Here is a 26,042-nt window from a genome sequence, read left to right as displayed (position 1 = left end):
TAACAAAACGGCGGGCCGTGGCTTCGTCGGCACACGGCTTGAGGAGCTTTCGATGATTCTGTTCGCAATCGTGGTGTGCGAAGTTGCGTTCTGGGTAGCGATTCTCGCTGGCCTCACAGCTCGGTATGTGCTGCGGCACCCCCGCCTTGGTGGAGCTCTCCTGCTCCTTGCTCCGGTGATCGATGCTGTTCTGCTTGCCTTGGTCGCTGTGGATCTGCTGGGCGGGGGTACGGCCTCGTGGCACCACGGATTGGCGGCAATCTACATTGGCGTCTCAATCGCTTACGGAAAACGCATGGTGTCCTGGGCCGACGCGCATTTTCAGCACAGGTTCGCCGGCGGACCCGCGCCTGAACGACTCACAGGAACCCGTTACACGGTCAAGTGCTGGCGGGATGTACTTCTCACCGCGTTGGCGGTGGTGATCGCGGCGGCGACGCTGGGAGCGATCATCCTTCTCGTGGACGACGCAGAACGAACCGCTGCCCTGTCCGAGTTCTTTCGTATTCTGGGCCTCATCTTCGCCATCGATTTCCTGTGGGCTGTGAGCTACACGATCTGGCCGAAGAAGCCCGCCCGGGCACTGCCGGCTGCTTCTCCTTCACGCTGAGACCATGCCACGCAGAATCGACGCAGAGGCACGTACCGCAGCAATTGCTGAAGCTTCCCTACGAGTCCTCGAACGTGATGGATTGTCTGGCCTGTCCGTGCGGGGGGTCGCAGCGGAAGCCGGCATCGCCGCGGCCTCGCTGCGGCGTGCGTTCGCCACGCAGCATGCCCTCAGGGAGTACTGCCTGCAGCTCATTGAGAATCGCGTCATCGCCAGGGTGACGGCACTCGAGGTCACCGGGCGAGCTCTGGTTGATGAGTTGCTGTTGCAGTTGCTACCTCTCGACAAAGAACGGCGCCTGGAACTGGTGGCGCAAGTCCAGCTCGGCGTGCTTTCCCTCACCGACAGCGAGCTGCGTCCTGCTGCGGTCCGGCTGAGCGACGGCGTCGCCCGCGCATGCCAAGCCGCTATCCAGATCCTGACGGAAGCGGGTCAGTTCCACCAGGGCCGCGATCCCGAGTATGAGGCACAGCGGCTACGCGCGCTCCTTGATGGGATCGCGATGAACGGGTTATGGAGTGGAGAACTGAAGGCGGCTGGTCCCATGCTCAGCATGCTCGCACGCCACCTCGACGAGCTCGCCGAACCCTAAAGAAAGAGCCTGGCGATACCCGCATGCGGGTATCGCCAGGCTCTTTCCGTGTCCGCTGAGTGGTTTCCTACTCGGCGTCGTGGTCCGTTTCGAGGATCTTTACCAGGCTGTCCAGCGCGGCGTCTGCGCCTTCACCTTCGGCGCGGAGCACCACGACGTCGCCGTGGGAGGCGCCCAGGCTCATGAGGGACAGGATGCTGGCGGCGTCCATGGCATCGTCGGCGGGCTCGCCCTGACGTGCGATGGTGACGTCGATGTCCAGGTCTCCGGCTGCCTCCGCGAAGATGGCGGCCGGGCGGGCGTGGAGGCCCACACGGCTTGCAATGGTTGCTGTACGTTCTGGCATTGGTGCTCCTTTTTATGAAGGGTGGCGGTTAGTGAGGTGGCTTTGTGGGAAGTCTAGACGCTGACGGTGGCCGGGGTGGCTTCGGCTTCGACCGGCTTCTTGACTGCAAAGCGCTTCAGGGCGATGACGGCCAGCGCGCTGACCACCATTCCGGCGACGATGGCGATGATGAACATTGGCAGGTTGCCAATGGCGAAGAAGACGAAGAGACCGCCGTGGGGAGCCTGGGAGGTGACCCCGGTAGCCATGCAGAGGGCGCCTGTCAGTGCGCCGCCCACCATGCTGGCCGGGATGACGCGCAGCGGGTCGGCTGCGGCGAAGGGGATGGCGCCTTCTGAGATGAAGGAGGCGCCCAGCAACCAGGCGGCCTTGCCGTTTTCGCGCTCTGCGAGGCTGAAGAGCTTCTTGTTCAGGACCGTTGCGAGGGCCATGGCCAGCGGCGGAACCATGCCCGCGGCCATGACGGTGCCCATGATGAGCCACGGTGCCTGGTTGTCAGCGCTGCCGGCGCTCAGGCCAGCCACAGCGAAGGCGTAGGCAACCTTGTTGACCGGGCCGCCGAGGTCGAAGCACATCATGAGGCCAAGAATGATGCCGAGGACTACGGCGGAGGCACCGCTCATGCCCGTGAGCCAGTTGTTCAGAGCCACGGTGAGGCCGGCGATGGGACCGCCCAGGACCAGGAACATCAGGCCCGAAGCGACGATGGAGGCCAGCAGCGGGATGATCACAACCGGCATCAAGCCGCGGAGCCAGCGGGGTACCTGCCACGTCCCGATCAGATGCGCGATGTAGCCGGCCAGAAGACCGCCAACAATGCCGCCGAGGAACCCGGCACCCATGAAGCCTGATACTGCACCGGCAACGAAGCCGGGGGCAATGCCCGGCCGGTCGGCGATGGCGTAGGCGATGTAGCCGGCAAGTGCCGGAACGAGGAAGCCCATGGACAGGGCGCCGATCTTGAACAGGACCGCACCGAGGTAAATGGCGAGCCCGCCTTCAGGCAAGTTGCCGAAGTTGTTCTCCAACACCACCTTGTCCGCAACCTCAGTGATTTCGTAGCCGCCCAGCAGGAATCCAAGGGCAATCAGCAGACCGCCGCCAGCCACGAACGGGATCATGTAGGAGACGCCGGTGAGGAGGGCACGCTTCAGCTTCTGGCCGATGTGCTCGCCCTTCTCCTCTTCCGCGCGCTCGGCCTGCTCTTCAGCGCCGGAGTGCGGCACACGGCGTGCGTGCGGGTCCTCGGCAGCCGCAAGGGCTTCCCGGACCATTTTCTCCGGCTCGTCGATGCCACGCTTGACCGGTGCGTTGATGACCGGCTTGCCGGCGAAGCGCTCCTTGCCACGGACATCGACGTCGACTGCGAAGATCACGGCGTCCGCGGCTGCGATCACCGCGGGGTCCAGAGGCTTTGCGCCGGAGGAACCTTGGGTCTCCACCTGGAGGTCAACACCCATTTCCTTGGCGGCGGCCACCAGCGAGTCGGCAGCCATGTACGTGTGCGCAATGCCGGTGGGGCAAGCGGTCACAGCGACGATGCGCTTTGGTGCGGCAGTCGTCGTCGTGCCTGCTGCGTGGGCCGCAGCAGAAGCGGGAGCAGCGGCCGGTTTGTCGGCCAAGGCGCCATCAACCAGTTCAACGATCTCTTCAGGGGAAGACGCCGCACGCAGTGCTGCCGTGAAGTCCTTTTTGATCAGCGAACGGGCCAGCTTGGAGAGCAGCTTCAGGTGTTCCTGGTCCGCTCCGTCCGGGGCTGCGATGAAGAAGATGAGGTCAGCGGGACCGTCCTTGGCTCCGAAGTCCACCTTGTGGGACAGCCGGGCCATGGCGAGGGCAGGTTCCTGGACTGCAGCGGAGCGGCAGTGCGGGATGGCGATGCCACCGGGGACGCCGGTTGCGGTCTTCTGCTCACGGGCGAAGGCGTCGGTAAAGAGCCCTTCAATCTCGGAAGCACGGCCGGAGGCGGCAACTTTGCCGGCCAGGACGCGGATGACGTCGGCAGGGGAGTCGCCCAGGTTTTGGTCGAGGGTGACCAATTGGGTTGTGATCAGCTGGGTCACTGTGAGTCCTTCTGGAGGGCCGTGATGGTTACGGCATCGGGGGTTGTCTGGTGGACTGCCGGGACAGTGGAGCCCGGCAGCGAAGCAGCAGCGGCACCATGTGCCACGGCTTGACGAAGGCAGTCCTGCGCGGAGCCACCTTGGGTTGCGGCCAGCAAGTATCCGGCCAGTGAAGAGTCCCCGGCGCCCACCGTGCTGACGGCTTTGATGGGCGGATGCGTGGCAAGCCATGCTCCGTCCGCCGTCACCAGGACTGCTCCTTTGGACCCGAGTGTTGCTAGAACGGCGCCTACACCGCTGGCGACGACGGCGGCTGCGGCTTCAGCGGCTTTGGCCGGATCCGCTTCCAGTTCGTCAGCAGTGGAGACGTTGGTGAAACCGGCGGCGGCAGCAAGTTCTGCGAGTTCTTCCGCGTTCGGCTTGAGGAGGTCCGGCTTCCCTGCGGCATCGCCCACCAAAGCGGCCGCGAGCGGCGCCCCGGAGGAGTCAATGGCGATGCTTGGGGTGGCCGTTCCGTTCGCGCTCGACCGGAGTCGACGAGCGATGGTGGCGTAGAAATCCGCGGGCACTCCTGGTGGGAGCGATCCGGCGAGAACCACCCAGCTGGCGCCACGGGAGCGTTCCAGCAGCAGCCCGATCAGGGCTTCCTGCTGTTCACCGCTCAGCTCCGGGCCGGGTTCGTTGATCTTGGTGGTGACGCCATCGGGTTCGGTGAGCGTGACGTTGCTGCGCAGCGCCTGACCGATTGGCAGAGCCGCGAACGGTACACCGCCGTCGTGCAGTCCTGAAAGGACAGGGGCCGAGTCGGCGCCCGGAAGGACGGCCAGGGTGTCGAGGCCGGAGGCCACGAGTGCCCGGGAAACATTGACGCCCTTTCCGCCGGATTCCTGGTGGACAGCCACGGCGCGCTGCACTTCACCGCGGGCCAAAGCAGCGGAAAGCTCAACGGTGCGGTCCAGGCTGGGGTTGGCGGTCAAGGTGACGATCATGCGATCACCACGTCGACGCCGGCCTCGGCCAAGGCTGCTGCGAGTTCCGCGGACGGTTCGCCGTCTGTGATCAAGGTGTCAACATCCTTCAGGTTGGCGAACTGGACCAGGGTTTCGGCGTCCAGCTTGGAAGAGTCGGCAAGGGCCACTACGCGGCGGGCTGAGGTGACGAAGGCCGCTTTGACCGCGGCTTCCTCTGGATCTGGGGTGCTGAGCCCGAACGTTGCGTGGATGCCGTTGGCTCCGACGAAGGCGATGTCCGGGCGAAGTTTGTACGCCGCCTCCACGGTGGACTGCCCGACGGCGGCCTGGGTCAGTCCGCGGACGCGGCCGCCAAGGATCTGGAGTGCTATCCCTTGCGTGGAGGACAGCTTGCCGGCGATGGGAATGGCGTGCGTGATGACCACGAGTTCATCATTTCCAGTGGCCGAGGGCGTCTGCTGGGCCAGCAGGTCCGCGAGGGTTTCCGTGGTGGATCCAGCGTCCAGGAGAATGCTCCCGGTGGTGAGTTGGGGGATCAGGGCGAGTGCTGCCTTGGCGATGCGGTGTTTTTCCACCTGACGCTGGATGGCGCGTTCGAGGATGCTCTCTTCGCGGGTGCTGAAGCGGTCCGAGGGAACGGCGCCGCCGTGTACGCGCCTCAGGTTGCCGGAGCCTTCAAGGGCTGCGAGGTCGCGGCGGATGGTCTCAGTGGTGATGCTGAAACGGTCGGCGAGGTCTGTAACACTCACCCGTCCGCGCTCTGCGACGAGTGCGGAGATCAGTTGCTGGCGCTCTTCGGCGAACACTTACCCTCCATTGGTCAAGCTGCTTAGCGGTGCAGCCACATCAGTGACTGCTGTCACAACGATGTGGAATTGCTTGACTCTATCTGTGTTTATGTTGGTTAGTCAAGAGAAAACAACATAAACACAGATTCAATGTGGAGGCGCGGTCCCAAGCGCACAAAAAAGGGGCGTGCCACGCTCCCTGTAGCGCGGCACGCCCTCGTTCGGACCCTGACGACTACGTCAGAGGCGCTGGCGGCTCTCCGGGTCCAGGCCCTGGTGTCGGCCGGGTTGGGGTCGGCTCCGGAATGGGCGGGGGACCTGGCTCGGGCAAGGGAACTGGCTCCGGTGTGGGACCCGGTTCGCGGGTGGGGTCGGGATGAGAGCGGTCCGGTGGAAATTCGCTCATGATCAGGCCCTCCGCCGCTGAGTAGGATGTTGCGGCCGGGGACTTCCGGGACTAGTGGCGGAGAACCTGCTGGAATCCCACCCCGAGCCCGGATAGTCGATGGGTAGATTGTCCGGGTCCGGGGGATCGGGAAGGATGCGCTTGCGCGCTTGCCCCGGTTTTCCGTCCGTGGTCGACGGCTCTTTTCTTGGTGATTCTGTGTGCATGCTGTCCCTCCCGGTAACTCCAGAATTGTTGGTGAGCTCGTTTCTCATGGTGGCCCCAACCTCAATCGGGGATTTCCATGCGGAAGCCACAATGGCACCCGAGAATGCGCGTGTTGATCAGTACTTCGTACAGGCGCCGCTGGGCTCCGGGGGTCAGTACCAAGGGCGCCTGGATCCTGCGGAGTTCGCAGCTTTTAGTCTTCATCGGTTCACCGCAATGCAAGTACTGTCCGCCAAACTGCAGCACGCCTTGAGGAGCGCCCGGGCGGTTCAGGACCGCGGCCACTCGTCGCACGGAGGTGACGTGTTCGTAGGAGTACCTGCAAACGTGGCACTCGTAGGTAACTTCCACCATGTTGGGTGCAGGCGGGTAATGCGACTGAATGGAGTTCACCAGGAGGTGTTGGTCCGTATTGCATTGTGAGCACCACAGCGGTTCATCAGGTGGTTGATGTGCTTCGTCCGGGACTCTGGACGCTGGCTGGGCCGGCATGGGTCTGTACCTCTGCATCAAAAAATGCGGGACGCCCGTCTGCATGAGCTGGAAAGCCTGGGTCCTGTTGGGGTGGACTCTGAGTCGATTGTGCACATAGGTGCACGCCATATGCAAGGATTCTGTTTCCGTTGCCGATCGGGTGACGAGTTGGGGCCGGGCGACCGTAAAATGAGGCATGGACGAAATGAACGTTGATTTTGCGGCGCCTGATGCTGTCTCTGCGCCCGACGATGTTTCGGTGCCTGAGCAGCTGCAGGACCTGGTGATAGATAGCGACGATGTGGGCGGTTTCCTGCATGAGCTCGCGGTTTTTTCGGCTTCCGCAGTGTCGCAGGCCGTTGGCATGGATGTGCTCTGCGGCATCACTCTTAGTCGTCGCCGGCGCACCGCCACGGTGGCGGGAAGCACGCACGAGGCCAGGCTGATCGATGAGGTCCAGCAGGCGTACGGGGATGGTCCGTGCCTGGAGGCCATGCGCAGCCATGGGACCCAGCATGTTCCTGACACGTCCGTGGAAGAACGGTGGTCCGAGTACTGCACCGTTATTGCCGAGAGGGGACACCTTTCAGCGCTTTGTGTGCCCTTGGAATTGGACGAAGGAGCCACTGCGGCCCTGAACTTCTTCGCCCCGCAAGCCCACGCTTTTGACGAAGCGACCATTCGGAATTGCGAGCTCTACGCCAGCCAGGCCGAGCGCTCGCTGCGCCTGGCTGTGCGCATCGGAGTGAAGCAGCAGCATGCAGAGGATCTTCAGGAGGCCATGCAGACACGCACGGTGATCGACTTGGCCAGCGGAATCATCATGGGCCAAAACCGCTGTACCCAGGAGGAAGCATTCCAGATCCTCAAGAAGGCATCGAGCACCCGGAACCAGAAGTTGCGGGACGTCGCGGAGTCCTTGGTCAAGAGCGTGGCGAAGCAAGCTCCCGTGGCACACTTCGACGCCTAAGGCACGCGCTCGTGAGGAGCGGCAGCAATCCCATCACTTGTGACGGCTGCCACTAGTGAACTACATTCATACTTGGGTTAAGCAGATAGCCCTTGGAGCCTCATGAGTTGGAGCCATCCGAGATGGTCCAAGGACTGCACCTTTTTAGCCGTGGCCCCTTTCGGCCGGCTCGCAGCGTGCCTCCATGCAGGCTCCTTGAAGGAGCAAAAGGAGAATGGCAATGACGCTTGGATCCCCGATTCCCGCCCCGGAGCCTGCAAACGTGCGGGCACCTGCAACAGTGGATACCGGAGAACGCCCTTGGTGCACCGTTTGCAATACTGATTCCTACATTTTTGTCGAGACGGTTGTTGAAGCAGCGCCGCATCAGTCGGAGATCGTTGATGTCAGCTACACCTGTAGCGAATGCGATACGTTTTACGCCCACGCAGTCCGCTTGGAGGCCTTGGTACCGGCCATCCAGAGCGAATTTCTTTCCACTTCCGCGGCCGGACTTTGGTTCAGCTGCACCCACTGTGGCGATCCCATGACCTTGGGGCGCCCCACGGAACGTGTCATCGAGGCACCCCGGACCACTGATGATCCGGATAGTCCCAGCCTCCTTGAGGTGTACCTGCAGACGCAGGTGCTCCACTGCCGCTGCGGTTTCCAAATGGAGGTTCCCCGCCACGTTTGATGACCGCCGTTTCTAAATAACTCATCGGTGGGAGGGTGGCTATGCGCACGATTGGCGTCGAGGAGGAATTGCTGATTGCCGATCCGGTGGACGGCATGCCTTTGGCATTGGCAGCCGACATCCTGGATGTGGCCTTTCCCGAAGGGCAGGACTCCAACCCGACTGAACCGTCATTGAAGTCGGAGTTCAAGCAGGAGCAGATCGAGGTCAACTCGCAGCCGTGCCGGACTGCGCAAGAGCTGAGGGCCGAGATCCGCGCCGGTCGGGCGTTGGCCGATTCCGCGGCCCGGACTGTAGGAGCGCGGGTGGCAGCCCTGGCTACTCCGCCGGTCTTCCACGCCACGCCCACCGCGGGCAATCAACGCTATGCCGCCATGGGCCAGGAATTCGGCCTGATTTCCCGGGAACAGCTCACGTGCGGCTTCCATGTCCACGTTTCCATCGATTCGCCCGAGGAAGGCGTCGCAGTCCTGGATCGGATGCGCCACTGGCTGCCGGTCCTCCTGGCGTTGAGTGCCAACTCTCCGTTCTGGATGGGCGCCGATACCGGGTTCGCCAGTTACCGGACCCAAATCTGGAACAGATGGCCCACGGCGGGTCCCATGGACGTCTTCGGCTCGGAGGACGGCTACCGGGCAGTGTTGGAGGAGCTGTTGGGAACCGGCGTTCCACTGGATGAGGGCATGATCTACTTCGATGCGCGGCTATCCAGGGGCCACCCCACCGTGGAACTGCGTATTGCCGACGTCTGCCTCTACGCAGAGGACGCCCTCACCATAGCGGTCATCGCCCGGGCGCTGGTGGAAACGTCGGCGCGCGAATGGCGCAAGGGTGAACCGCCGTCGAGCACTTTGACCCCGATCATCCGCATGGCCAACTGGAAGGCCAGCCGTTTCGGCGTGAACAACCAACTCCTCCACCCAGTGGAGCAGGCACCCTACATTGCTGCTGATGTGGCGGGTGCCTTGCTTCGGCACGTCCGCCGGGCCCTCACGGACTCCGGGGATCTCGCGCTCGCACGGACCGGCGTGGCCAATATCCTGCGACGGGGAACAGGCGAGCGGCTGCAACGACTAGCGTATGGACGAAGGCTCCGGTTGTCCGACGTCGTGACAACAGCCATCACCTCCACGCATCAGGACGGCGAGCTCTCAAACACTGACCTTATTGCTCTCTGACACCATGGCGTCTCTGACGCCCCATCAACTGGAACAGAAGTACGACGCCGGAGGGTCACCTTGGGAGTGAAAGGCGACCTTCCGGCGTCGTGCTTTGAAAGCAGACGTTCGGCGCGGTGAGGTGCCTTGTCAGCCTTGGTTGATGCGGATCATGTTGCCGGAGGGGTCACGGAAAGCGCAGTCGCGGGGGCCCCACGGCTGGTCGATAGGCTCCTGGAGCACTTCGGCACCTGACGCGCGGAGCTTCTCGAAGGTGGCGTCCAGATCGTCCGTGGTGAACACGAGCATGGGCATGACGCCCTTGGTCAGGAGTTCCTGGATGGCGTCGCCGTCGGCCTGGGAGCGGCCGGCATGCGGAGGGGACAGGACCAGTTCAAGATCGGGCTGTGCACCGCTTCCGATGGTGACCCAGCGCTGGCCGTCGGAGCCGACATCGTTCCGGACCTCAAACCCCAGGGCGTCCCGGTAGAAGGCCAGTGACTCGTCGACATCGTTGACAGTGACGTGTGCGTATTTCAGTGAAATGTTCATGAATCACACGCTATTGCAGCTGTGCGTTGGGCGCTTCTTCAATCCTGCTCAGGTTGTTGTTGCCGTTTCTTTCCGGCCGGGTGTGCTGCTTCGCGATGCAGCTGGGCATGGCCTTGACGGCGTGGTGCTCCCGCGCGCGGTATTCGCTGGGGTTGATGCCCACGATTTCCGTGAAGCGCGCACTGAACGAGCCCAGTGATGTACAGCCCACCTCCATGCAGGCGTCCGTCACGCTGGTACCCGCCCGGAGCAGGGCCATGGCCCGTTCGATCCGCCGGGTCATGAGGTAGTTGTAGGGTGATTCTCCGTAGGCTGCCTTGAATTGCCGGGAAAAATGCGCCGGGGACATCAGTGCGCCTGCGGCCATGGTGGGAACATCCAAGGGACGCGCATACTCGCGATCGATGAAGTCGCGGGCGCGCCGCAGATGGGCCAGATTGGCCAGTTCCTGCGGAGTCATGGGCACAGTCTACTAGGGACAGCACCGTCTACTAGGGACAGCACCGTCTACTAGGCTCGTCCCCATGGAATCAGTGGTGTGGTCAAAGCCCGAAAACCAGCGCAAGGGCACACCGTTGCTGGTGATGATGCACGGTTATGGCACCAGCGAGCAACGCATGGTGAATCTCTTCCCGCACCTTCCCGGTGAGTTCAGCTGCGCCGCACTGCGCGGCCCCAAAGTCATCGGCGACGATTACGGCTGGTTTCTGTTGGACTACTTCCTGACCAACGACTTCGCGGATGTCATTGCTTCCACCAACTCGGTGTTCAACTGGATCAACTCCGTCAAGGACAACCACAGCAGCGTCAGCTTGCTGGGCTATTCGCAGGGCATGGCCATGGCCAGCACTCTGCTCCGTTTGCGGCCTCACGCGTTCAAGGCAACCGTGGGCTTGTCCGGATTCGTGCTGGACAACGATCTCCTTGCCCTGAGCGAGTCATTTGACGCTCCGCCGCCTTTCTTCTGGGGGCGGGACAAGGCCGATCCCGTGATCAACGAAGACGCCATTGCCCACACCGAAGAATGGTTGAACGCCAACGTCGCCCTGACGGCGCGGACATATCCGGGGATGGGTCACCGGATTGAGCCGCCCGAGCTGGTGGACGTCAGTGCCTTCCTGAAGTACTACGTCCTCGGCTCCTAAACAACGGGCCTAGCCCCGGATTAGAAGGCATCCAGGCGCCGGAAGCAACCCCTTGGTGAGATTCGCGTCACAAAATCGCATTCGACGACACTCTATTGAATGACGAAATTGTAAGCGCTTACACTTTTGGCTGGTGTCCCCACCCGGGACCCACGCCAAGGCGTCAGGCGAGGATGGAAAGGGTTGAGGCCGTGTTGCATGGTTAGGACTCACAGAGTGACAATCCAGGACGTAGCCGTTCTCTCCGGATTGTCCATTTGCACGGTGTCGCGGGCGCTCAGGAACCTCCCCAATGTTTCTGAAAAAGCACAGCGACAGGTGGCCGAAGCCGCCAGCAAACTCGGTTACAAAGCCTCCGCCGCAGCATCCAGGCTGGCCGGCGGCAGCACAGGATCGGTGGCTATCGTCGCGCCCACGGCCACGGCTTGGTTCTTCGCCCAAGCCGTGGAAGCAGCGGAGGAAGTCTTCGGTGACAGCGGCTACGACACAGTCCTGATCAGCCTGCGAAACAAGACCAGCGTGCGGCAGCGGTTCTTTGCAGACCTCGAAAACCTGACCCAAAGAGTGGACGGGCTGCTCATTCTCAACATTGACCTCACACCCCAGGAAGTGGAAGCGTTGGACGCCTGCGGCTTGGCTGTGGCCAGCGTGGGCATGCGAAATGTTCCGTGGGACAATGTAGGTATCGATGACGAACACGCGGCCTGGCAGGCCACCCAACACCTGCTGGGGCTGGGCCATTGGAACTTGGCCGTTCTTTCGAGCAATGAACACTCCGTTGTGACTGAGACTCCACGGTTCCGTGGCTTCAAGCGTGCGCTGGATGACCATCACCTCACCGTCCACCCGGACCTTGTGGTGGGAGCCGGGCCAGGCATTGACGACGGCAAGCGGGCAATGACCGAACTCATGACCCGCGGCGGGAAGCCCACGGCAGTGTTCGCCCACTGTGACGAGGCCGCGTTCGGTGCCCTGATGGCGCTGCGTGAACATGGCCTTTCCGCGCCCAAGAACGTGTCCGTGATCGGTATGGACGATCACCCCATGAGCTGGTTCCTTGGCCTGAGCACCGTGGCGCAACCCGTTGCCGACCAAGGTGCCTTTGCAGCGAACCTGCTGTGTGAACGACTGCTGAATACTGAATCCCCCCATCAACCCTCCAACCACCTGCTCGATACCAAGCTCATCGAACGCAAAACCACGCGCCACAAGCGCTGAACGGAACTATGCACATGACTGATCTTCGTACTGCCTGGACTGGCGCTTCGGCGCTGTTGTTCGACCTCGACGGCGTGCTGACGCCCACAGCCGTGGTGCATGAGCATGCGTGGCAGGAACTGTTCGATGGCTACCTGTCCGAGGCCGGCCACTCCCAGGGCTACCAGGAGAGCGACTACTTCGATCACATCGACGGGAAGCCGCGCTTCGATGGCGTCCGTGATTTCCTGGCTTCGCGCGGCATCACCCTGCCCGAGGGCCCGGTCCATGACCACCCGGACAACCAGACCGTGCAAGGGTTGGGCAACCGGAAAAACGCCATCTTCAATGAGATTGTGAACTCCCGTGGTGTTGAGCCGTACGAGGGCTCGGTCAAGTTCATCAATGCGGCCGTAGAGCGGGGATTGAAAGTGGCGGTGGTGTCCTCATCCCGCAACGCACCCGCGGTACTGAAAGCGGCCGGACTTGACCACCACTTCGAGGTGGTGGTCGATGGCCAGGTGGCTGCCGGCGTCGGGCTTCCCGGTAAGCCGGACCCGGCCACGTATGTATACGCAGCGGGGCTGTTGGAGGTGCCTGTGGAGGAATGCATCGTGGTTGAAGATGCAGTGTCCGGCGTCCAGGCCGGGGCGGGTGCCAACTTTTACGCCGTGATCGGCGTGGACCGCGGAGCAGGCCGCCAAACCCTGCTGGACGCCGGCGCCACGCTGGTGGTCGACGACCTCAACGATCTTCTCTAACCCTACTTTTTCAAAGGATTTCATCAGCCCATGGCACTCATCAGCTCCGATCGGCTGCGCTTCCCCTGCGAGCCCTGGAAGCTCGTGGAAAACATCCACGTCCCTGGTGACGAGGGAACGCTGGAAACGCTGTTCGCGCTTGGCAACGGACACCTCGGCATCCGTGGCTCGCATTCCACGGCGGGCGACGGCGAGCTTCCCGGCACGTTCATCAACGGTTTCCATGAGATCTGGGACATCAAGCACGCCGAGAATGCCTACGGTTTTGCGCGCACGGGCCAGAGGATCGTCTACGTGCCGGACGCCAACAATTTCACCGTCTCCATTGACGGTGAAGCTCTGAGCCTGGCCGAATCCACCGTTCTGGACTACCGCCGCAGCGTGGATTTTGCCACGGGCATCTACGAGGAAACCATTACGTGGGCGTGCCGCTCCGGCGCTACCGTCACCACGGCTGAGCGACGCGCCGTGGGCTTCGATGCCCGCGGATGTCTTGGCTTGGAATTGTCGTTGACAGCTGATCGGGACGTGTCCGCGGACATCACTTCCGGCGTCGTAAACCGCCAGGACCAGCCTGTGGAGGACCACTCGGTCCATGACCCGCGCCGCTCCGGCCGCCACGCCGGCCGTGTCCTGTTGCCGCTGCACCTCCAGGGTGCGGACGGCTCCCTCCGTCTCGCGTGGGAGACCTCCGAATCGCGCCAGCGCGTGGCCATGGCCGTGGATCACTGGATCTCCGCCGAGGGCCAGCCGTTTGAGACGCTGGTGGCGGAGGACGACTCGTCCGTCCGTTACGTTTTGGCCATTCACGACGGCGACACTTTCCGTGTGGAGAAGACCGTCAGTTACGTGGTGGCCGGCTCCAGCGACGCAGAAGACCGCGGCGAAAGCCTCGCGACGGACGCCGAAGCCAACCTGGTGTCCTTCGCTGAGATCCTGGACCAGAGCAAGGCGCACTACGCCGAATATTGGACCACCGCGGACATCTCAATCGGCGGCCAGCCCGAAATGCAGCAGGCCGTGCGGTGGGGTTTGTTCCAACTGGCTCAAGCCACTGCCCGCGCGGGCGTGGCGGGCATCCCGGCCAAGGGTGTGAGCGGTTCCGGTTACGAGGGCCACTACTTCTGGGACCAGGAGGTCTACCTCCTGCCGTACCTGACCTACACCAACCCGTGCGGCGCCCGGAAGGTGCTCGAATCACGGCACGCCATGCTGCCGGACGCCCGGGTGCGTGCCAAGGAGCTCAGTGTTGATGGTGCGCTGTTCCCGTGGCGGACCATCAATGGCCTGGAAGCCAGCGCCTACTATGCGGCAGGAACCGCCCAGTTCCACATCGCCGCGGCCATCGCTTTCGCGGCCAACCGCTACGAATGGGCCAGCGGCGACTCCACCTTCCGTGGTGAGTTGGGTGCCGATCTGCTCATTGAGACGGCCCGCATGTGGGCTTCGCTGGGGTTCTTCGGCAAGGACGGCATGTTCCACATCCACGGCGTCACCGGCCCGGATGAGTACACGGCCGTGGTCAATGACAACCTGTACACCAACGTCATGGCGCGCTTTAACCTGCGTGCCGCTGCAGCACTGGAGCACGACGGCATCGCCGATACCGAGCGCATGGTGTGGCGCCAGGCGGCCGAGCGCATGTCCCTTCCGTACGATCCGCACCTGCAGGTGTTCAGCCAGGACAACGACTTCATGACCCTGGAGCCCTGGGACTGGAACACGCCCAAGTCCAAGTACCCGCTCCTGCTGAACTTCCACCCCTTGGTGATCTACCGCCACCAGGTCCTCAAGCAGGCCGATACTGTGCTGGCGATGTTCCTGCAGTGGCAGGACTTCACGGCGGAGGAGAAGCAGCGCGCCTTCGATTTCTACGATCCCATCACCACCGGCGACTCCACCCTGTCCGCCTGTGTGCAGGGCATCATGGCGGCCGAAGTCGGCTACGGGGACGTCGCGCTGCAGCACTTCACCGAGGCACTGTTCATCGACCTCGATAACTCGCACGGAAACACCATCGACGGCGTCCACATCGCTTCAACCGGCGGGATCTGGAGCTCCTTGGTTTGTGGTTTCGCGGGCATGCGGGACCAAGGCGAGGTACTACGCTTCGATCCGCGCCTGCCGGGGGAGTGGGAGGGGCTGTCCTTCAGGCTCAAGGTGCATGGACGTTTGCTGGCCGTCGACCTCTCGCAAGGCTCCATCGCCCTGACGCTCGTATCCGGTCAGGACTACAGCGAGGAACCGCTGCGCTTGGACGTTCGGGACCACCACGTCACGGTGGGTACCGACACCGTGACGGTGCCGCTGGAAACCGTGCCGGTCCCGCCGCCGTCGATCTTCCCCAGCGTCTTCCCGACGGCGGGACTCCCCATCATCCGGTAGAGCCGGCTTTCGCGGGGCTACTTCGCGGCGAGGTCCATGGTGGTCACGCGCAACCACAGCCATAACCGTTTCTGCGGGTCCGCCAGGTCCAGGGTGAAGTCCTCGGCCAGGCGGGCCACGCGGTACCGGACGGTGTTGTTGTGCACGTGGAGTTCGGCGGCCATGGCGGAGATGTTTCCGTTGAAGGCCAAATAGGCGCGGAGTGTGTCCAGGTAATCTGTTTGCTGCGCGGCGTCGTGGGCTTGGATCCTGGCGATCTCATCCGCGCCAGCCAGCCCGTTGTCCTCAATGAACGCCCCGATCTTGAGCAGGTTCAGCGGAATCTGGAAATCTTCGAAGAGTGCAACGCTGGGCGCCCCATCTCCACGGGCCTGCTGATTCAGCAGGTAGTGCAGGGTCTGCATTGCCTCGCCCCTGGATCGGGGTAACTCCTCCACGTTGACGGCGATGCCGCCCACAGTGGCGATGACGGGGAACGAGCTGATGGTGTGCGAATACGCCTCGATTTCCTGGATGATCCTGCCGTGCAGGGCCCGAGGGGAGGCTCCGTTGCAGGGCAGCAGCGCATAGACCACTGACCCGATCAAGGCACTGTGGCTGGTGCCGAACTGCACGTTGCATACCGTGGTCACCAAGTGCAGCAGCCGGTGGATTTCCCGGACGGACTCCAAGCTTCCCGTCTCCGGCCGGACGATGGAAAATGCTGCCACGGCGAGCCCGTTGGCGGTATCGAGCCCCAGCTGCGCCGCGGCGAACGAGGCATGGGGAGTATCGTCCATGAGCGTCCGGATGAGGTCGGCATTGCGCCGTTCGCCGAAGTCCGAGGCCGATCGGGCGTGCAGCATATGGAGCCCGGCCAAGGGTGCCATCCGATCCAGCGCGTTCAAAGCCGTGGCTCGCTTCTCTTCCCCGGGGTCGATGATCCAGATGGACCCAAGCAGTTCACCGCCGGCCCGCACGGCCAGCGCAAGGCGGGCCATGCCGTCGTCGGGCGCTGGCACCAACACCGCTCCCGGGGCGGCATAAACGATCTTGAAATCCTGGTCGAAAGCCGGCTGGGTGGTTTCCTGCAGTGTCAGCGTGGTGATGCGGCGGAGTTCATCGATGGGCTGCCCTGGCAGGGTGGAATAGCCCAGAATCCGGCCCAGCGGATCCACGATGCTCGCCGCGCCGTTGGTGATGGACGCCGCGGCATTGGCGAAAGCATAGAGATCTCCCAGCCTGACCCCGGAAACCGAGTCCGCGGCAGCGCCCATCACTGATGCCCGGGCCAGCGCCACCAGCCGCGTCCAGTCGGCATTGTCCGGTGCCACCAGCACGGAGAGGCTGTGCCGGACGGCCGCTGCGCGCAACTCCTCCATCCGGGCACCGTGCGCCTTGACCACCACTGCCGCCGCATTGCTGTTCGCGGCCCGGTGGAGGAGTTGATCGAAATCAGGGGAACCGTAGGTGCACCCCACGGCCAGGATGATGCGATCGTCCACGCTTGACCAGTGGTCCAGGGGGTCGTACATCAGCACATCGGAAACGGGGTGCCCGAGGTTCTCCGGCGTGGGGTTGGCGTGCACCAGATCTGCCTGCATGAGCTGGATGCAATCGGATAACCGGACAGTGGTTTGCTGCATGCCGGACTGCTGCGTCCCGGCCTGGGAGAGCTCGGCGGGTTGGGGCTCTGGAAGCGCCATTGCTGTGTCCATAGCTGGACGTTATCACAAGCACCATCCCCATCTTGTGGAGGTATTCACATATAGAGCGGGAGAGATCTGCGTCACTATTGGGAAAGGAGCTGGGCGGGTAACCCCAGCAGGAACGCAGAGGACACACCATGAAACTCAAGGACATCAAGGCGCTCGCCTCGGTGCAGGGACCGGCCCGATCCGTCTCGGAGCGCCTGTCACGCAAGTGCTATAGCGTGGAGGACATGCGGAAAATGGCGGCCAAGCGCCTGCCCAAGAGCATCTTCGAGTACATCGAGGGCGGCGGGGAGGACGAGGTCTCGCTCCGCCGCAACCGGTCCTCGTTCGACGATTGGTCCTTCCTCCCCAAGTGGGGATCGGTGGACAATCTGGACCTTGGCTCGACCCTCCTCGGCGGGCCCGTCTCCATGCCGGTGACCCTCTCGCCCACAGGCGGCACCCGGCTCTTCCACCCCGAGGGAGAGTCCGCCGTTGCCCGCGCAGCGCTCGCCGCCGGCATCCCGTACGGCTTGGCGCACCTGAGCACCACCACCTTGGAAGACGTCAGTGCCGCGGCGCCGGGACTTCGCCGCTGGTTCAACCTGGAACCCACCTCGGACAAGGGTCTCCTGCAGGCCGTCCTGGATCGCGTGTCCAATGCCGGTTACGAGGCCCTGCTGGTCAACGTCGATTGCAGGGCCATCGGGCACCGCGAACGTGATTACCGCAACGGCTTTACCGCCCCGCCGTCCATCAAGCCGAAAACCGTTGTGGAGGGAATGTTGCACCCCGCGTGGGCGCTGGGATTCCTGGCTAACGACGCCATCGCTTTCCCCAACCTGGACGCCGAGGTCCCCGAGGGTCCACTAGCCAGCTCGCCGGACATGTGGCGCACGCTGCTTGCCGGTTCCTACGAGCCCACCGATTGGGACGACATCCGGGACCTGCGGGAACGCTGGAACGGTCCCATCGTCCTGAAGGGCGTAGTGAACGCGAACGACGCCGCGCTGGCGGCTTCGATGGGAATCGACGCCATCCAGGTCAGCAACCACGGCGGACGGCAGCTGGACCACATGGCGGCTCCGCTGGATGTCCTCCCGGACATTGTGGAGAAAACTGCCGGACGGATGGAAATCATCGTCGACGGCGGCATCCGCCGGGGATCCGACGTGGTCAAGGCCTTGGCTCTCGGTGCGGACGCCTGCTCCATCGGGCGCCCGTACTTGTATGGCTTGGCCGCCGCCAGCCAGGCGGGCGTGGAACACGTCCTGAAAATGATCAGGGCCGAAATGACCCGCACCATGATGCTCCTCGGAGTGTCCACCATCGAGGAACTGCGGACGGAAGGCCGGGAATTGATCCGGCACCGCAACGAAGCCTTCGCCCGCACCCAACCCACCCGTATCCCTGAGGCCACCTTGGCCTTGCAAAAATGAGGACTCCCCAATGAAACCGCTGTCATCTACCCAACGAACCAAGTCGGGCTTACCCATTGCTGCCGTTACGGCAGCGCTCCTGCTGGCAGTGACGGCATGCAGCCCCGCCGGCAACGCATCGGCGTCGAACCCGTCCGGCGACGCTGCCGGAGCGGGCACCGGCGTTCCCGCGCTGGAAGTCAACCAGGCCGCCGTCGATCTTCTGCCCGAGTCCGTCAAGGCTTCCAAGGTGCTGCGCGTGGCCATCCCCACCAACGAACCGCCAACGCAGTTTTACCGCGAAGGTACCCAGGAGATGACCGGAACCAACCCGGACGTGGCCCGTCTCATCGGCGAGGCGTTGGGTGTCAAAGTGGACATCCAAGTGGCCAACTTCGACTCCATCATTCCCGGCCTTGCGGCTAATCGCTACGACATGACCGTCTCGTCCATGACCCCCACGGAAAAGCGCATGGAAGTCCTGGACTTCGTGGACTACATGCAGATCGGTAACGCCATTGCCGTTCCTAAAGGCAATCCCGGTGGCATCAAGGATGAGAACGCACTCTGCGGCAAGAAAGTAGGGCTCCTCACGGGCTCGTACCAGCTGACCGTGAACGTCCCTTCCTATGACCAAGCCTGCGCTGCTGCCGGCAAGGACGGCATCCAGAAGAGCGAGTTCCAGGACACCCGGCAGGCCATTTCCGCCCTCACCAGCGGACGCCTCGACACCGTGCTGGCTGACTCGCCCATCCTGAACTTCGCTGCCACCCAGAACCCGCAGATCGAGGTTGCCCGGACGTACGAGTTCGCGCCGGTGGGCGTGGGCATGCCGAAGGAATCCGGGCTGGTGAAGTCCGTCTCCGCAGCATTGGACGCCGTGATCAAGAGCGAGTCCTACACCAAGGTCCTTGGGAAGTACGGACTCGAGACCAGCGCCATCACCGACGCCCGCGTCAACTTCGCCCAGTAATGAATGCACCCGATACGAAGGTGACCACCATGCAAAAGCAACCCCTGGCCCCCAACGCCAAGGAGCCCGCCACATCAGTGGCAGGTGACTCCATCCCCGTAGTGCCGTTGAAGCACCCGGTCCGCTTGGCCCTCGCCGTCGTCCTCATCCTGGTCGCCCTCGGCGCTGCCTGGGATGTGGCCGTGAACGAACGGTACCGCTGGGACGTTGTGGTGTCCTACCTGTTCGCCCCACAGATCCTCGCCGGTGCAGGGCTGACGCTTCTGCTGACCGTAGTGTCCATGACCGTGGGCATCGCGCTGGGCACGCTGTTGGCGATCATGCGGCTCTCCGACAATCCGATTCTGAGCACCATCAGCCGCGGCTATATCTGGTTCTTCCGCGGAACACCGCTCTTGGTTCAGCTGATCTTTTGGTACAACATCGCGGCGCTCTACCCGGTGATCGCGTTCGGGCTTCCGTTCGGTGGCCCGTCCGTTGTCCTGGGCTCCGCCAACGTCCTGATCTCTCCGCTGGGTGCCGCGCTCCTGGGCTTGTCCCTGAACGAGGCCGCGTACATGGCCGAGATCATCCGCGGCGGCATCGGATCGGTGGACAAGGGACAGTACGACGCCGCCCGGGCCTTGGGGATGAGCGGAGGCAAGCTCATGAACAGGGTGATCCTGCCCCAAGCCATGCGAGTGGTGCTGCCGCCCACGGGCAACCAGGTCATCTCCATGCTGAAAGGCACCTCGCTGGTGAGCGTCCTGGCGATCTCAGACCTGCTCTACTCGGCCCAGATCATCTACGCGAACAACTACCAGACCATTCCGCTGCTGATCGTGGCCAGTCTCTGGTACCTGCTTATGACCACCATCCTGAGCTTCTTCCAAAACAAACTTGAACGCCGGTACGGCCGCGGTTTCGACTCAGCGCCGCGACGGATCCGCAAGCCAAAGACAAGGACAGCATGATGACTACCGCCATGGTGGAAGCCCGGGGAGTCCGGAAGAACTTCGGCGTTATCGAAATCCTGAAAGGCATAGACCTGAGGGTTGAAAAGGGATCGGTGACCTGCCTGATCGGGCCATCCGGTTCCGGCAAGACCACGTTCCTTCGCTGCATCAACCACCTGGAGAAGGTGGACGCGGGTCGCCTCTACGTTGATGAGCACCTGGTGGGCTACGCGGAGCGCAACGGGAAGCTCTACGAGATGAAGGAACGCCAGACGGCCCGCTCGCGGCTCAACGCCGGCATGGTGTTCCAGCGCTTCAACCTGTTCCCGCACATGACCGTGATGGAAAACATCATCGAAGCGCCGGTGCATGTGCTTGGCCGGCCGCGGCGCGAGGTAGTGGTGGAAGCGCAGGCCCTGCTTGACCGGGTGGGCCTGGGCAACCGTGGACACTCCTACCCCCAGGAACTCTCCGGCGGTCAGCAGCAACGCATCGCGATCGCCAGGGCACTGGCCATGAAGCCGAAACTGATGCTCTTTGATGAGCCCACCTCCGCGCTCGATCCCGAGCTGGTGGGCGAAGTCCTTGACGTGATGAAGTCCTTGGCTGAGGCCGGAATGACCATGGTGGTGGTGACCCACGAGCTTGGCTTCGCCCGGCAGGTGGCCGATCAGGTGGTCTTCATGGACGGCGGCGTGGTGGTGGAAAGCGGGCCACCCGAGGAAGTCCTGGACAACCCGCAGCAGGAACGCACCAGGGCGTTCCTCTCGAAGGTCCTTTAGCAACTCTTTTCAATAGCAACGAAAGGCAATTCATGTCCCGCCAGCAAGTCGTCACCAGCCTCGCTCCCAGCCCGGCCGGCCCCTACTCCCAAGCCATTGTGGCCAACGGATTCCTCTTCACCGCGGGCCAGACGCCACACGACCCCATCAGCGACGAGCGGGTAGGGATCACCATTGAGGAACAAACCATCCAGGCCATGAAGAACCTTGGTGAGGTCCTTGGTGCCCACGGCCTGGACTTCTCCCACGTGGTCAAGGCCACCGTTCACCTGCACCACCCGGGGCGCGACTTTGATGGTTTCAACACCATCTACGAAAAGTACGTTGTGGCCCCGTATCCGGCGCGCACCACCGTGGGTTCGTTCCTGGGCGACTTCCTGGTGGAGATCGACGTGGTTGCTGCTATCCCCGCGCCCGAGGCCAGTTAGTTGCTGCTCGCGGTTTCCTGCTGGGTTTTGGCTAAGGCACGACGCCGGTCCAACTCACCGTTGATCAGGTCCAGTAGCGCTTGGGCCGGCTCGGACAAGTGGTGTGTGTCCGGAGAGCCGAGTTGATCGCAGTGGATCAGGACGTGACGGATCCGTTCCAGTTCCCGGGACGGTACCAGGGGCCAGCGATGGAACAGCTGACGGACGGCGATGGCACCCAGCAGGGCGTCAGGTTTGTTGGTGGCAACGCGATGGTGGCCGTGGCTTTCGGCTGCTCTTCGTCGAGCAACACTGGCAGCCGAAGGGCCGACGCCATGGGCCAGGAGAATCTCGGCCTTGAGCGAGTTGGGGGCCAAAGGGACCTCCCGGGAGTAGGGCGGTGAAAGCCGAATGCGTGACTTTGAATCCAGCTTACAGAATGTGAGTTATGTCACGCCAATGTTTACGTGAGGCGATCGCCGTCGTACATCGCTCGGTCAGCACGGCACCAGAGGGAATTCGGTGCAGGAGGAACGCAGCGCAAAGGCGCCGTCACCCGGTTGGGTGGCGGCGCCTTTGTAGTTTCTACCCCAGATGGATGTGCGGGGTGTCGTCCGTTCCGCTGAACGTCCTGCGGTCGATCCTGATGAGGAGCAGCGCCACGGGGACAATCAGCAACGCCACTCCTGCGGCCCACAGGAACACCAGCGAATAGCCGGACGTCAGGGCGGCCAGTGACGAGCCGCCAGCGGCGGCGGTGGCTGCCGCGGCCAAGGCGCTGAAGAGTGCGATGCCCAGTGAGCCGCCGATCTGCTGTGATGCGTTGACCAGCGCGCTGGCCACGCCGGCGTCGTCCTTATCCACACCGAAGAGGGCCAGGTTTTGCATGGGGACGAAAACCATGCCGAGCCCGATGCCCATGAGGATGAGGGCCGGCAGCATGGTGACCGGGTACGTGCCCTCGGGAGTGACCCGGGTGAGCCACAGCATGGCGGCCGCCATGAAAAGGGGGCCGAGTGCGCTGGGAATTCTTGCTCCCAGCCTGGGCAGGTTCTTCGCAACCAGGGCCGCGGTCGCGATCAGCACCACGGTCATGGGCAAGGATGCGATGCCGGCCGCGAATGGCGCGAAGCCCAGGACTATTTGGAGGTAGAAGTTGATGAAGAGGATGCCGCCTATCAACACGGCCCCGGCCAGGAATGATGCCAGGAACGCCGCGCCCCTGTTGCGTTCCGTTGCCACTCGAAGCGGCAGTAGCGGGTTCTTGACCTTGCGCTCGACGGCGACGAACAGGACCAGCAGCACCATGCCTGCGGCTATGAAGCCCCAGGATTCGATGGCACCCCAGCCGTGTTCAGCGTTCGCGAAGCCGTAAACCAAGGATCCGAGTCCCAGGGCGGCAAGCACGACGCCGGGCCAGTCGTACTTGGTGGAGCCTCCGGCTTTGCTTTCGCTCACCAACGTCCACACGCCGATGAGCGCGATGATTGCGATGGGGACGTTGACGAAGAAGCACCAGCGCCATGAAACGTACTGGGTGAGGAAGCCGCCCAGCAGCACGCCCACCGCCGCGCCCACGCCGCTGATGGAGCCGAAGATGGCGAACGCGGTGCCGCGATCCTTGCCGCCCGGGAAGGCGACCGTCAACAGGGCCAAGGCGGCCGGGGCAAGAAGAGCTGCAAACACTCCCTGCAGTGCACGTGCCCCAATCAGTTCCCATGGCTGTTGCGCGAGGCCGCCGATGAGGGAGGCGATGGCGAAGCCGGCCGAGGCGGTGAGGAAGGTTCGCTTCCTGCCCCAGAAGTCCGCAATGCGGCCGCCCAGCAGCAGGAAGGCGCCAAAGACAAGGGCGTAGGCGGTGACTACCCATGAGCGGGTGGAATCGCTGATGCCCATCTCCAGTTGGAGGCGCGGGAGTGCCAGGTTCACGATGGTGCCGTCCAGGACCACCATGAACTGGGCGAGCGCCAGGAAGGGCAGGGCCCGCCAGCCGATGCTCTTCTTGTTGTTCTTGCCCGGTTGGGCCTGGACGCCCGCCGATTCGAGTAGTTGTGATGCCACGCGTCACCCAATCTTGCAAGTAGTAATACTTATGAAAGTATAAGTACTTTTGGTGACTCGTGTAAGCCGAGAGGCAGTGACTTACGTCCTAGTGATGCAGTTCCGGGGCCTTTTCAGGCTCCGCAAGGAACGAGGCCAGCCGCTCCAGCGCGGGAAGACTCGCCGCTATCTGCTCCCGCTCCTCGGGGAGCAGCCGTTCGCTGGCTTTCGTGAGCGCCTCGGCCCATGCGCCTTCGAGGAGCGACTTGATGCGCTTGGACTCGTCCGTGGGGTGGAGGGAGACGTAGCGCTTGTCCGAGGCGTCCTTGATCCTGGTCACCAGGCCCGCCGCCACCAGCTCACGTAACTGGACGCTCACGTTGCTGAGCTGCCGTCCCAGTCGGGCTGCCACCTCCGCGACCGTCACCCCTGGATGGCTTTCAACCACACGGAGAATCTCCAGGACGCCGTTCGAAATGGGGCGGAGGCCCGTCTCGTTGAGCGACTTACGCCGAATATCGGACGAGATATCAATCATGCAGACGGCCAACGCCACATGATCCACTGGCTTTTCTCCCATCCGTCAAGCATAGGTGGGGGCGCCTCGCCAAGCCGCCGGTGCCCAGCTGCAATAGTGGACGGATGATCAACCAGCAACAGCTCTGGGACGAGGAAGCCGCCGGTCAGTACGACACTCCCGGTGAGGGGATGTTCTCTCCCGAGGTTCTCGGCCCCACGGTGGAAGTCTTGTCCGAACTCGCCGGCAACGGTCCCGCCGTCGAATTTGCCATCGGCACTGGTCGGGTGGCCATTCCCCTCTCGGAGGCCGGTGTCCCTCTCAGCGGCATCGAACTGTCACACGCGATGATCGCCCGGCTTCGCGAAAAGGTGGGTGAGGACCACCTTCCCGTGGTTCAAGGTGACATGACCCAAGCGCGGGTCACTGGAACGTTCTCACTGGCTTTCCTGGTGTTCAACACCATCGCCAATCTCTTGACGCAGGACGAGCAAATCCGGTGCTTCGAGAATGCTGCCCGTCACCTTGCGCCCGGCGGCCGGTTCGTCATTGAGCTCTGGGTGCCACAAATGCGCTCGCTGCCGCCTGGCCACGGCGGAACGGTGGAGGTGAGTCAGCCCGGCTATCTGCTGGTGGACACCTACGATGTGCTGCGCCAACATGTCATCTCACATCACGTTCGGTTCGGCCCGGACCTTGCGGACGGGCGCGACGCGCGGATTGGGCGGACACCCCACCGTTACATCTGGCCCAGCGAACTCGATCTTATGGCGCGGATAGCCGGGTTCGAGCTGGAGTCCAGGTGGGCGGACTGGGATCGCAGCGAATTCACGGCTGAGTCCCGGAGCCACGTGTCCGTCTATAGGCTCATTGAACGCTAGGGTCTTAATGACTGTTTATTGGGGTGTTTGCCCGCGGTAACGCCGGGTGCTTTGGGGGAAATATGAAGTTTGCGGCTCGATCTGTCCTGCTCGCGATAGCGCTGACCTCAGGGCTGGCCGCCTGTACCTACGCAGACGCATCACCCGGGTCTGCATCACCAGACTCTGCATCATCACCCGACCCTGCACCAACCAACTCCGCATCTTCGGCGAGCAGCGCGCCCGGCGCTACTGCCGCCGTCGACGATGCCTCCCTCAAAGGGACCACGGTCACCGATTCGTTCGGAAACGTGGACTTCTACACAACGGTCGACGGCGACACCCTTGCGAGCGTGGCTGACTCCTTCAAGCTCTCCGCAGCGAAGCTCGCGCAATTCAACGGCATGCCGGCCGGGGCGACTCTGGCGCCGGGCACCAAACTGCAGCTGATTCCTGCGCCGGGTCCCATCACGGGCGCCAAGGGAGCGGCAACTGAGGACGCACAGGGCATCCCGCTGACCTACATGATCGAAGCCGGCGACACGCTGGATGGGATCGTTTACCGGTTCGGAATCAGCAGCAAGCAGCTGGCCGAAGCGAACAAGGTCCCGTTTGTGCATGAGCAGGGCAACACGTACTTCATCCGTGAAGGGCACCTCATCCAGTTGCAGAAAAGGCCGGTGGACAGCAGGTCCGGTACCGGTGAGACGATCAATAACTCCTTCGGCCAGACCATCTTCTACACCAGTGTTGACGGTGATTCCTTCGACAGCCTCGGCTACACCTTCAGGTCCACCACTGAGCAGCTGCTGATGTACAACCCCACTCTGCTGGCGGACAAGCCCATCCCTGCAGGCACCAAAGTGCGGCTGATTCCAGGGGACCTCCCCATCGACGGCGCCCGGGGCACCTTCACCTCCGACGCTGATGGCATCCCCATGACCTACACGACGGCGGCGGGAGACACGGAGGGGCAGGTCTCCTTCCGTTTCAGCGTTGTTGACATTCGTTCGGCGAACCGGCCGCTCACGGGGACTGGCGCGACGTGGTACGAATTCTCTGACATTTCCACCGGGGAGCTGGCGGCTGGCCAGACCATCAGCCTCGCCCTGAACAAGCCGATCAACAGGTAGCCCG

Annotated in this window: 27 protein-coding genes; 16 read left to right on the top strand and 11 right to left on the bottom strand. The window is 63.1% G+C overall.

The genetic code is table 11. From position 1 onward, the window contains the following. The first annotated feature begins 52 nt into the window (after positions 1-52). The gene (locus ACIQH5_RS18140) at positions 53-610 is read left to right on the top strand and encodes a hypothetical protein (RefSeq protein ID WP_400406044.1); all 558 of its coding nucleotides are present in this window, start codon (positions 53-55) and stop codon (positions 608-610) included. Positions 611-614: 4 nt separating this feature from the next. After that, on the top strand, positions 615-1,202 hold the full coding sequence (locus ACIQH5_RS18135; RefSeq protein WP_400406042.1) for a TetR/AcrR family transcriptional regulator: 588 nt from the start codon (positions 615-617) through the stop codon (positions 1,200-1,202). Positions 1,203-1,269: 67 nt separating this feature from the next. Here ACIQH5_RS18135 and ACIQH5_RS18130 read toward each other — a convergent pair whose 3' ends face one another. The 5 genes from ACIQH5_RS18130 to ACIQH5_RS18110 all read right to left on the bottom strand — a co-directional run bounded on the left by ACIQH5_RS18130 (position 1,270) and on the right by ACIQH5_RS18110 (position 6,376). Continuing rightward, positions 1,270-1,548 (bottom strand): HPr family phosphocarrier protein, encoded by a 279-nt coding sequence (locus tag ACIQH5_RS18130; RefSeq protein WP_024819123.1) that lies wholly within the window; start codon positions 1,546-1,548, stop codon positions 1,270-1,272. Between the two features lie 53 nt (positions 1,549-1,601). After that, positions 1,602-3,611: a fructose-specific PTS transporter subunit EIIC gene (locus ACIQH5_RS18125; protein ID WP_400406040.1), complete on the bottom strand. Its 2,010-nt coding sequence runs from the start codon at positions 3,609-3,611 to the stop codon at positions 1,602-1,604. Next, a complete protein-coding gene (locus tag ACIQH5_RS18120; RefSeq protein ID WP_400406038.1) occupies positions 3,608-4,600 on the bottom strand; it encodes a 1-phosphofructokinase family hexose kinase in 993 nt (330 codons plus the stop codon). Before ACIQH5_RS18120 ends, ACIQH5_RS18125 begins: the two co-directional genes overlap by 4 nt. Beyond that, the gene (locus ACIQH5_RS18115) at positions 4,597-5,388 is read right to left on the bottom strand and encodes a DeoR/GlpR family DNA-binding transcription regulator (RefSeq protein ID WP_400406036.1); all 792 of its coding nucleotides are present in this window, start codon (positions 5,386-5,388) and stop codon (positions 4,597-4,599) included. Before ACIQH5_RS18115 ends, ACIQH5_RS18120 begins: the two co-directional genes overlap by 4 nt. 655 nt (positions 5,389-6,043) lie before the next feature. Further along, positions 6,044-6,376, bottom strand: coding sequence for a hypothetical protein (locus tag ACIQH5_RS18110; RefSeq protein WP_400406034.1), 333 nt, complete (start codon positions 6,374-6,376; stop codon positions 6,044-6,046). A gap of 277 nt (positions 6,377-6,653) precedes the next feature. Between ACIQH5_RS18110 and ACIQH5_RS18105 the strand changes: the two genes are divergently transcribed. The 3 genes from ACIQH5_RS18105 to ACIQH5_RS18095 all read left to right on the top strand — a co-directional run bounded on the left by ACIQH5_RS18105 (position 6,654) and on the right by ACIQH5_RS18095 (position 9,281). Then, a complete protein-coding gene (locus ACIQH5_RS18105; protein ID WP_400406032.1) occupies positions 6,654-7,427 on the top strand; it encodes a GAF and ANTAR domain-containing protein in 774 nt (257 codons plus the stop codon). Positions 7,428-7,647: 220 nt separating this feature from the next. Beyond that, positions 7,648-8,103: a hypothetical protein gene (locus ACIQH5_RS18100; protein WP_400406031.1), complete on the top strand. Its 456-nt coding sequence runs from the start codon at positions 7,648-7,650 to the stop codon at positions 8,101-8,103. Positions 8,104-8,144: 41 nt separating this feature from the next. After that, positions 8,145-9,281: a glutamate--cysteine ligase gene (locus tag ACIQH5_RS18095; protein WP_400406030.1), complete on the top strand. Its 1,137-nt coding sequence runs from the start codon at positions 8,145-8,147 to the stop codon at positions 9,279-9,281. A 129-nt stretch (positions 9,282-9,410) separates the two neighbouring features. Here ACIQH5_RS18095 and ACIQH5_RS18090 read toward each other — a convergent pair whose 3' ends face one another. After that, positions 9,411-9,812: a VOC family protein gene (locus ACIQH5_RS18090; protein ID WP_400406028.1), complete on the bottom strand. Its 402-nt coding sequence runs from the start codon at positions 9,810-9,812 to the stop codon at positions 9,411-9,413. Positions 9,813-9,822: 10 nt separating this feature from the next. Beyond that, the gene (locus ACIQH5_RS18085) at positions 9,823-10,272 is read right to left on the bottom strand and encodes a helix-turn-helix transcriptional regulator (RefSeq protein ID WP_400406026.1); all 450 of its coding nucleotides are present in this window, start codon (positions 10,270-10,272) and stop codon (positions 9,823-9,825) included. Positions 10,273-10,336: 64 nt separating this feature from the next. On the opposite strand from ACIQH5_RS18085, the gene ACIQH5_RS18080 reads away from it, so the two are divergent. The 4 genes from ACIQH5_RS18080 to ACIQH5_RS18065 all read left to right on the top strand — a co-directional run bounded on the left by ACIQH5_RS18080 (position 10,337) and on the right by ACIQH5_RS18065 (position 15,300). Then, entirely contained in the window at positions 10,337-10,957 is a 621-nt protein-coding gene (locus ACIQH5_RS18080; protein ID WP_400406024.1) for an alpha/beta hydrolase, read from the top strand. A gap of 216 nt (positions 10,958-11,173) precedes the next feature. Beyond that, positions 11,174-12,175 carry a LacI family DNA-binding transcriptional regulator gene (locus ACIQH5_RS18075; protein WP_400406022.1) on the top strand — a complete coding sequence of 334 codons (1,002 nt, stop codon included), beginning with the start codon at positions 11,174-11,176 and terminating at the stop codon, positions 12,173-12,175. 8 nt (positions 12,176-12,183) lie between these two features. Beyond that, positions 12,184-12,915, top strand: a complete 732-nt coding sequence (locus tag ACIQH5_RS18070) for an HAD family hydrolase (RefSeq protein WP_400406020.1) — start codon at positions 12,184-12,186, stop codon at positions 12,913-12,915. 30 nt (positions 12,916-12,945) lie between these two features. Next, positions 12,946-15,300 (top strand): glycoside hydrolase family 65 protein, encoded by a 2,355-nt coding sequence (locus tag ACIQH5_RS18065; RefSeq protein ID WP_400406018.1) that lies wholly within the window; start codon positions 12,946-12,948, stop codon positions 15,298-15,300. Between the two features lie 17 nt (positions 15,301-15,317). Here the strand turns inward: ACIQH5_RS18065 and ACIQH5_RS18060 are convergent, their stop codons facing one another. Then, the gene (locus tag ACIQH5_RS18060; protein ID WP_400406016.1) at positions 15,318-16,997 is read right to left on the bottom strand and encodes a PucR family transcriptional regulator; all 1,680 of its coding nucleotides are present in this window, start codon (positions 16,995-16,997) and stop codon (positions 15,318-15,320) included. A 128-nt stretch (positions 16,998-17,125) separates the two neighbouring features. Between ACIQH5_RS18060 and ACIQH5_RS18055 the strand changes: the two genes are divergently transcribed. The 5 genes from ACIQH5_RS18055 to ACIQH5_RS18035 are packed head-to-tail and all read left to right on the top strand — an operon-like array spanning position 17,126 to position 21,509. Continuing rightward, positions 17,126-18,412 carry an alpha-hydroxy-acid oxidizing protein gene (locus tag ACIQH5_RS18055; RefSeq protein WP_400406014.1) on the top strand — a complete coding sequence of 429 codons (1,287 nt, stop codon included), beginning with the start codon at positions 17,126-17,128 and terminating at the stop codon, positions 18,410-18,412. 10 nt (positions 18,413-18,422) lie between these two features. Beyond that, the gene (locus ACIQH5_RS18050; RefSeq protein WP_400406012.1) at positions 18,423-19,364 is read left to right on the top strand and encodes an ABC transporter substrate-binding protein; all 942 of its coding nucleotides are present in this window, start codon (positions 18,423-18,425) and stop codon (positions 19,362-19,364) included. 29 nt (positions 19,365-19,393) lie between these two features. Continuing rightward, complete coding sequence (locus ACIQH5_RS18045) at positions 19,394-20,317, top strand: amino acid ABC transporter permease (RefSeq protein ID WP_400406010.1); 924 nt, start codon at positions 19,394-19,396, stop codon at positions 20,315-20,317. Further along, a complete protein-coding gene (locus ACIQH5_RS18040) occupies positions 20,317-21,081 on the top strand; it encodes an amino acid ABC transporter ATP-binding protein (protein WP_400406123.1) in 765 nt (254 codons plus the stop codon). The genes ACIQH5_RS18045 and ACIQH5_RS18040 overlap by 1 nt, the downstream gene beginning before the upstream one ends. 32 nt (positions 21,082-21,113) lie before the next feature. Continuing rightward, the gene (locus tag ACIQH5_RS18035) at positions 21,114-21,509 is read left to right on the top strand and encodes a RidA family protein (RefSeq protein WP_400406008.1); all 396 of its coding nucleotides are present in this window, start codon (positions 21,114-21,116) and stop codon (positions 21,507-21,509) included. On the opposite strand, the gene ACIQH5_RS18030 is transcribed toward ACIQH5_RS18035, so the two are convergent. From ACIQH5_RS18030 to ACIQH5_RS18020, 3 genes are all read right to left on the bottom strand, one after another. Beyond that, on the bottom strand, positions 21,506-21,865 hold the full coding sequence (locus ACIQH5_RS18030; protein WP_400406006.1) for a hypothetical protein: 360 nt from the start codon (positions 21,863-21,865) through the stop codon (positions 21,506-21,508). The genes ACIQH5_RS18035 and ACIQH5_RS18030 overlap by 4 nt on opposite strands. A 208-nt stretch (positions 21,866-22,073) precedes the next feature. Beyond that, positions 22,074-23,549 (bottom strand): MFS transporter, encoded by a 1,476-nt coding sequence (locus tag ACIQH5_RS18025; RefSeq protein WP_400406004.1) that lies wholly within the window; start codon positions 23,547-23,549, stop codon positions 22,074-22,076. A gap of 88 nt (positions 23,550-23,637) precedes the next feature. Further along, positions 23,638-24,108 carry a MarR family winged helix-turn-helix transcriptional regulator gene (locus ACIQH5_RS18020; protein WP_400406002.1) on the bottom strand — a complete coding sequence of 157 codons (471 nt, stop codon included), beginning with the start codon at positions 24,106-24,108 and terminating at the stop codon, positions 23,638-23,640. A 62-nt stretch (positions 24,109-24,170) separates the two neighbouring features. Here ACIQH5_RS18020 and ACIQH5_RS18015 point away from each other — a divergent pair, with 62 nt between their 5' ends. After that, complete coding sequence (locus tag ACIQH5_RS18015; RefSeq protein WP_400406000.1) at positions 24,171-24,926, top strand: methyltransferase domain-containing protein; 756 nt, start codon at positions 24,171-24,173, stop codon at positions 24,924-24,926. 62 nt (positions 24,927-24,988) lie between these two features. Beyond that, a complete protein-coding gene (locus tag ACIQH5_RS18010; RefSeq protein WP_400405998.1) occupies positions 24,989-26,038 on the top strand; it encodes a LysM peptidoglycan-binding domain-containing protein in 1,050 nt (349 codons plus the stop codon). The last annotated feature ends 4 nt before the right edge of the window (positions 26,039-26,042 follow it).

This window comes from Paenarthrobacter sp. NPDC091711 (assembly GCF_044756605.1).
Classification (GTDB): Bacteria; Actinomycetota; Actinomycetes; order Actinomycetales; family Micrococcaceae; genus Arthrobacter.
Note: the sequence above shows the minus strand (reverse complement) of the source record. Positions and strands in the feature narration are given on the sequence as shown.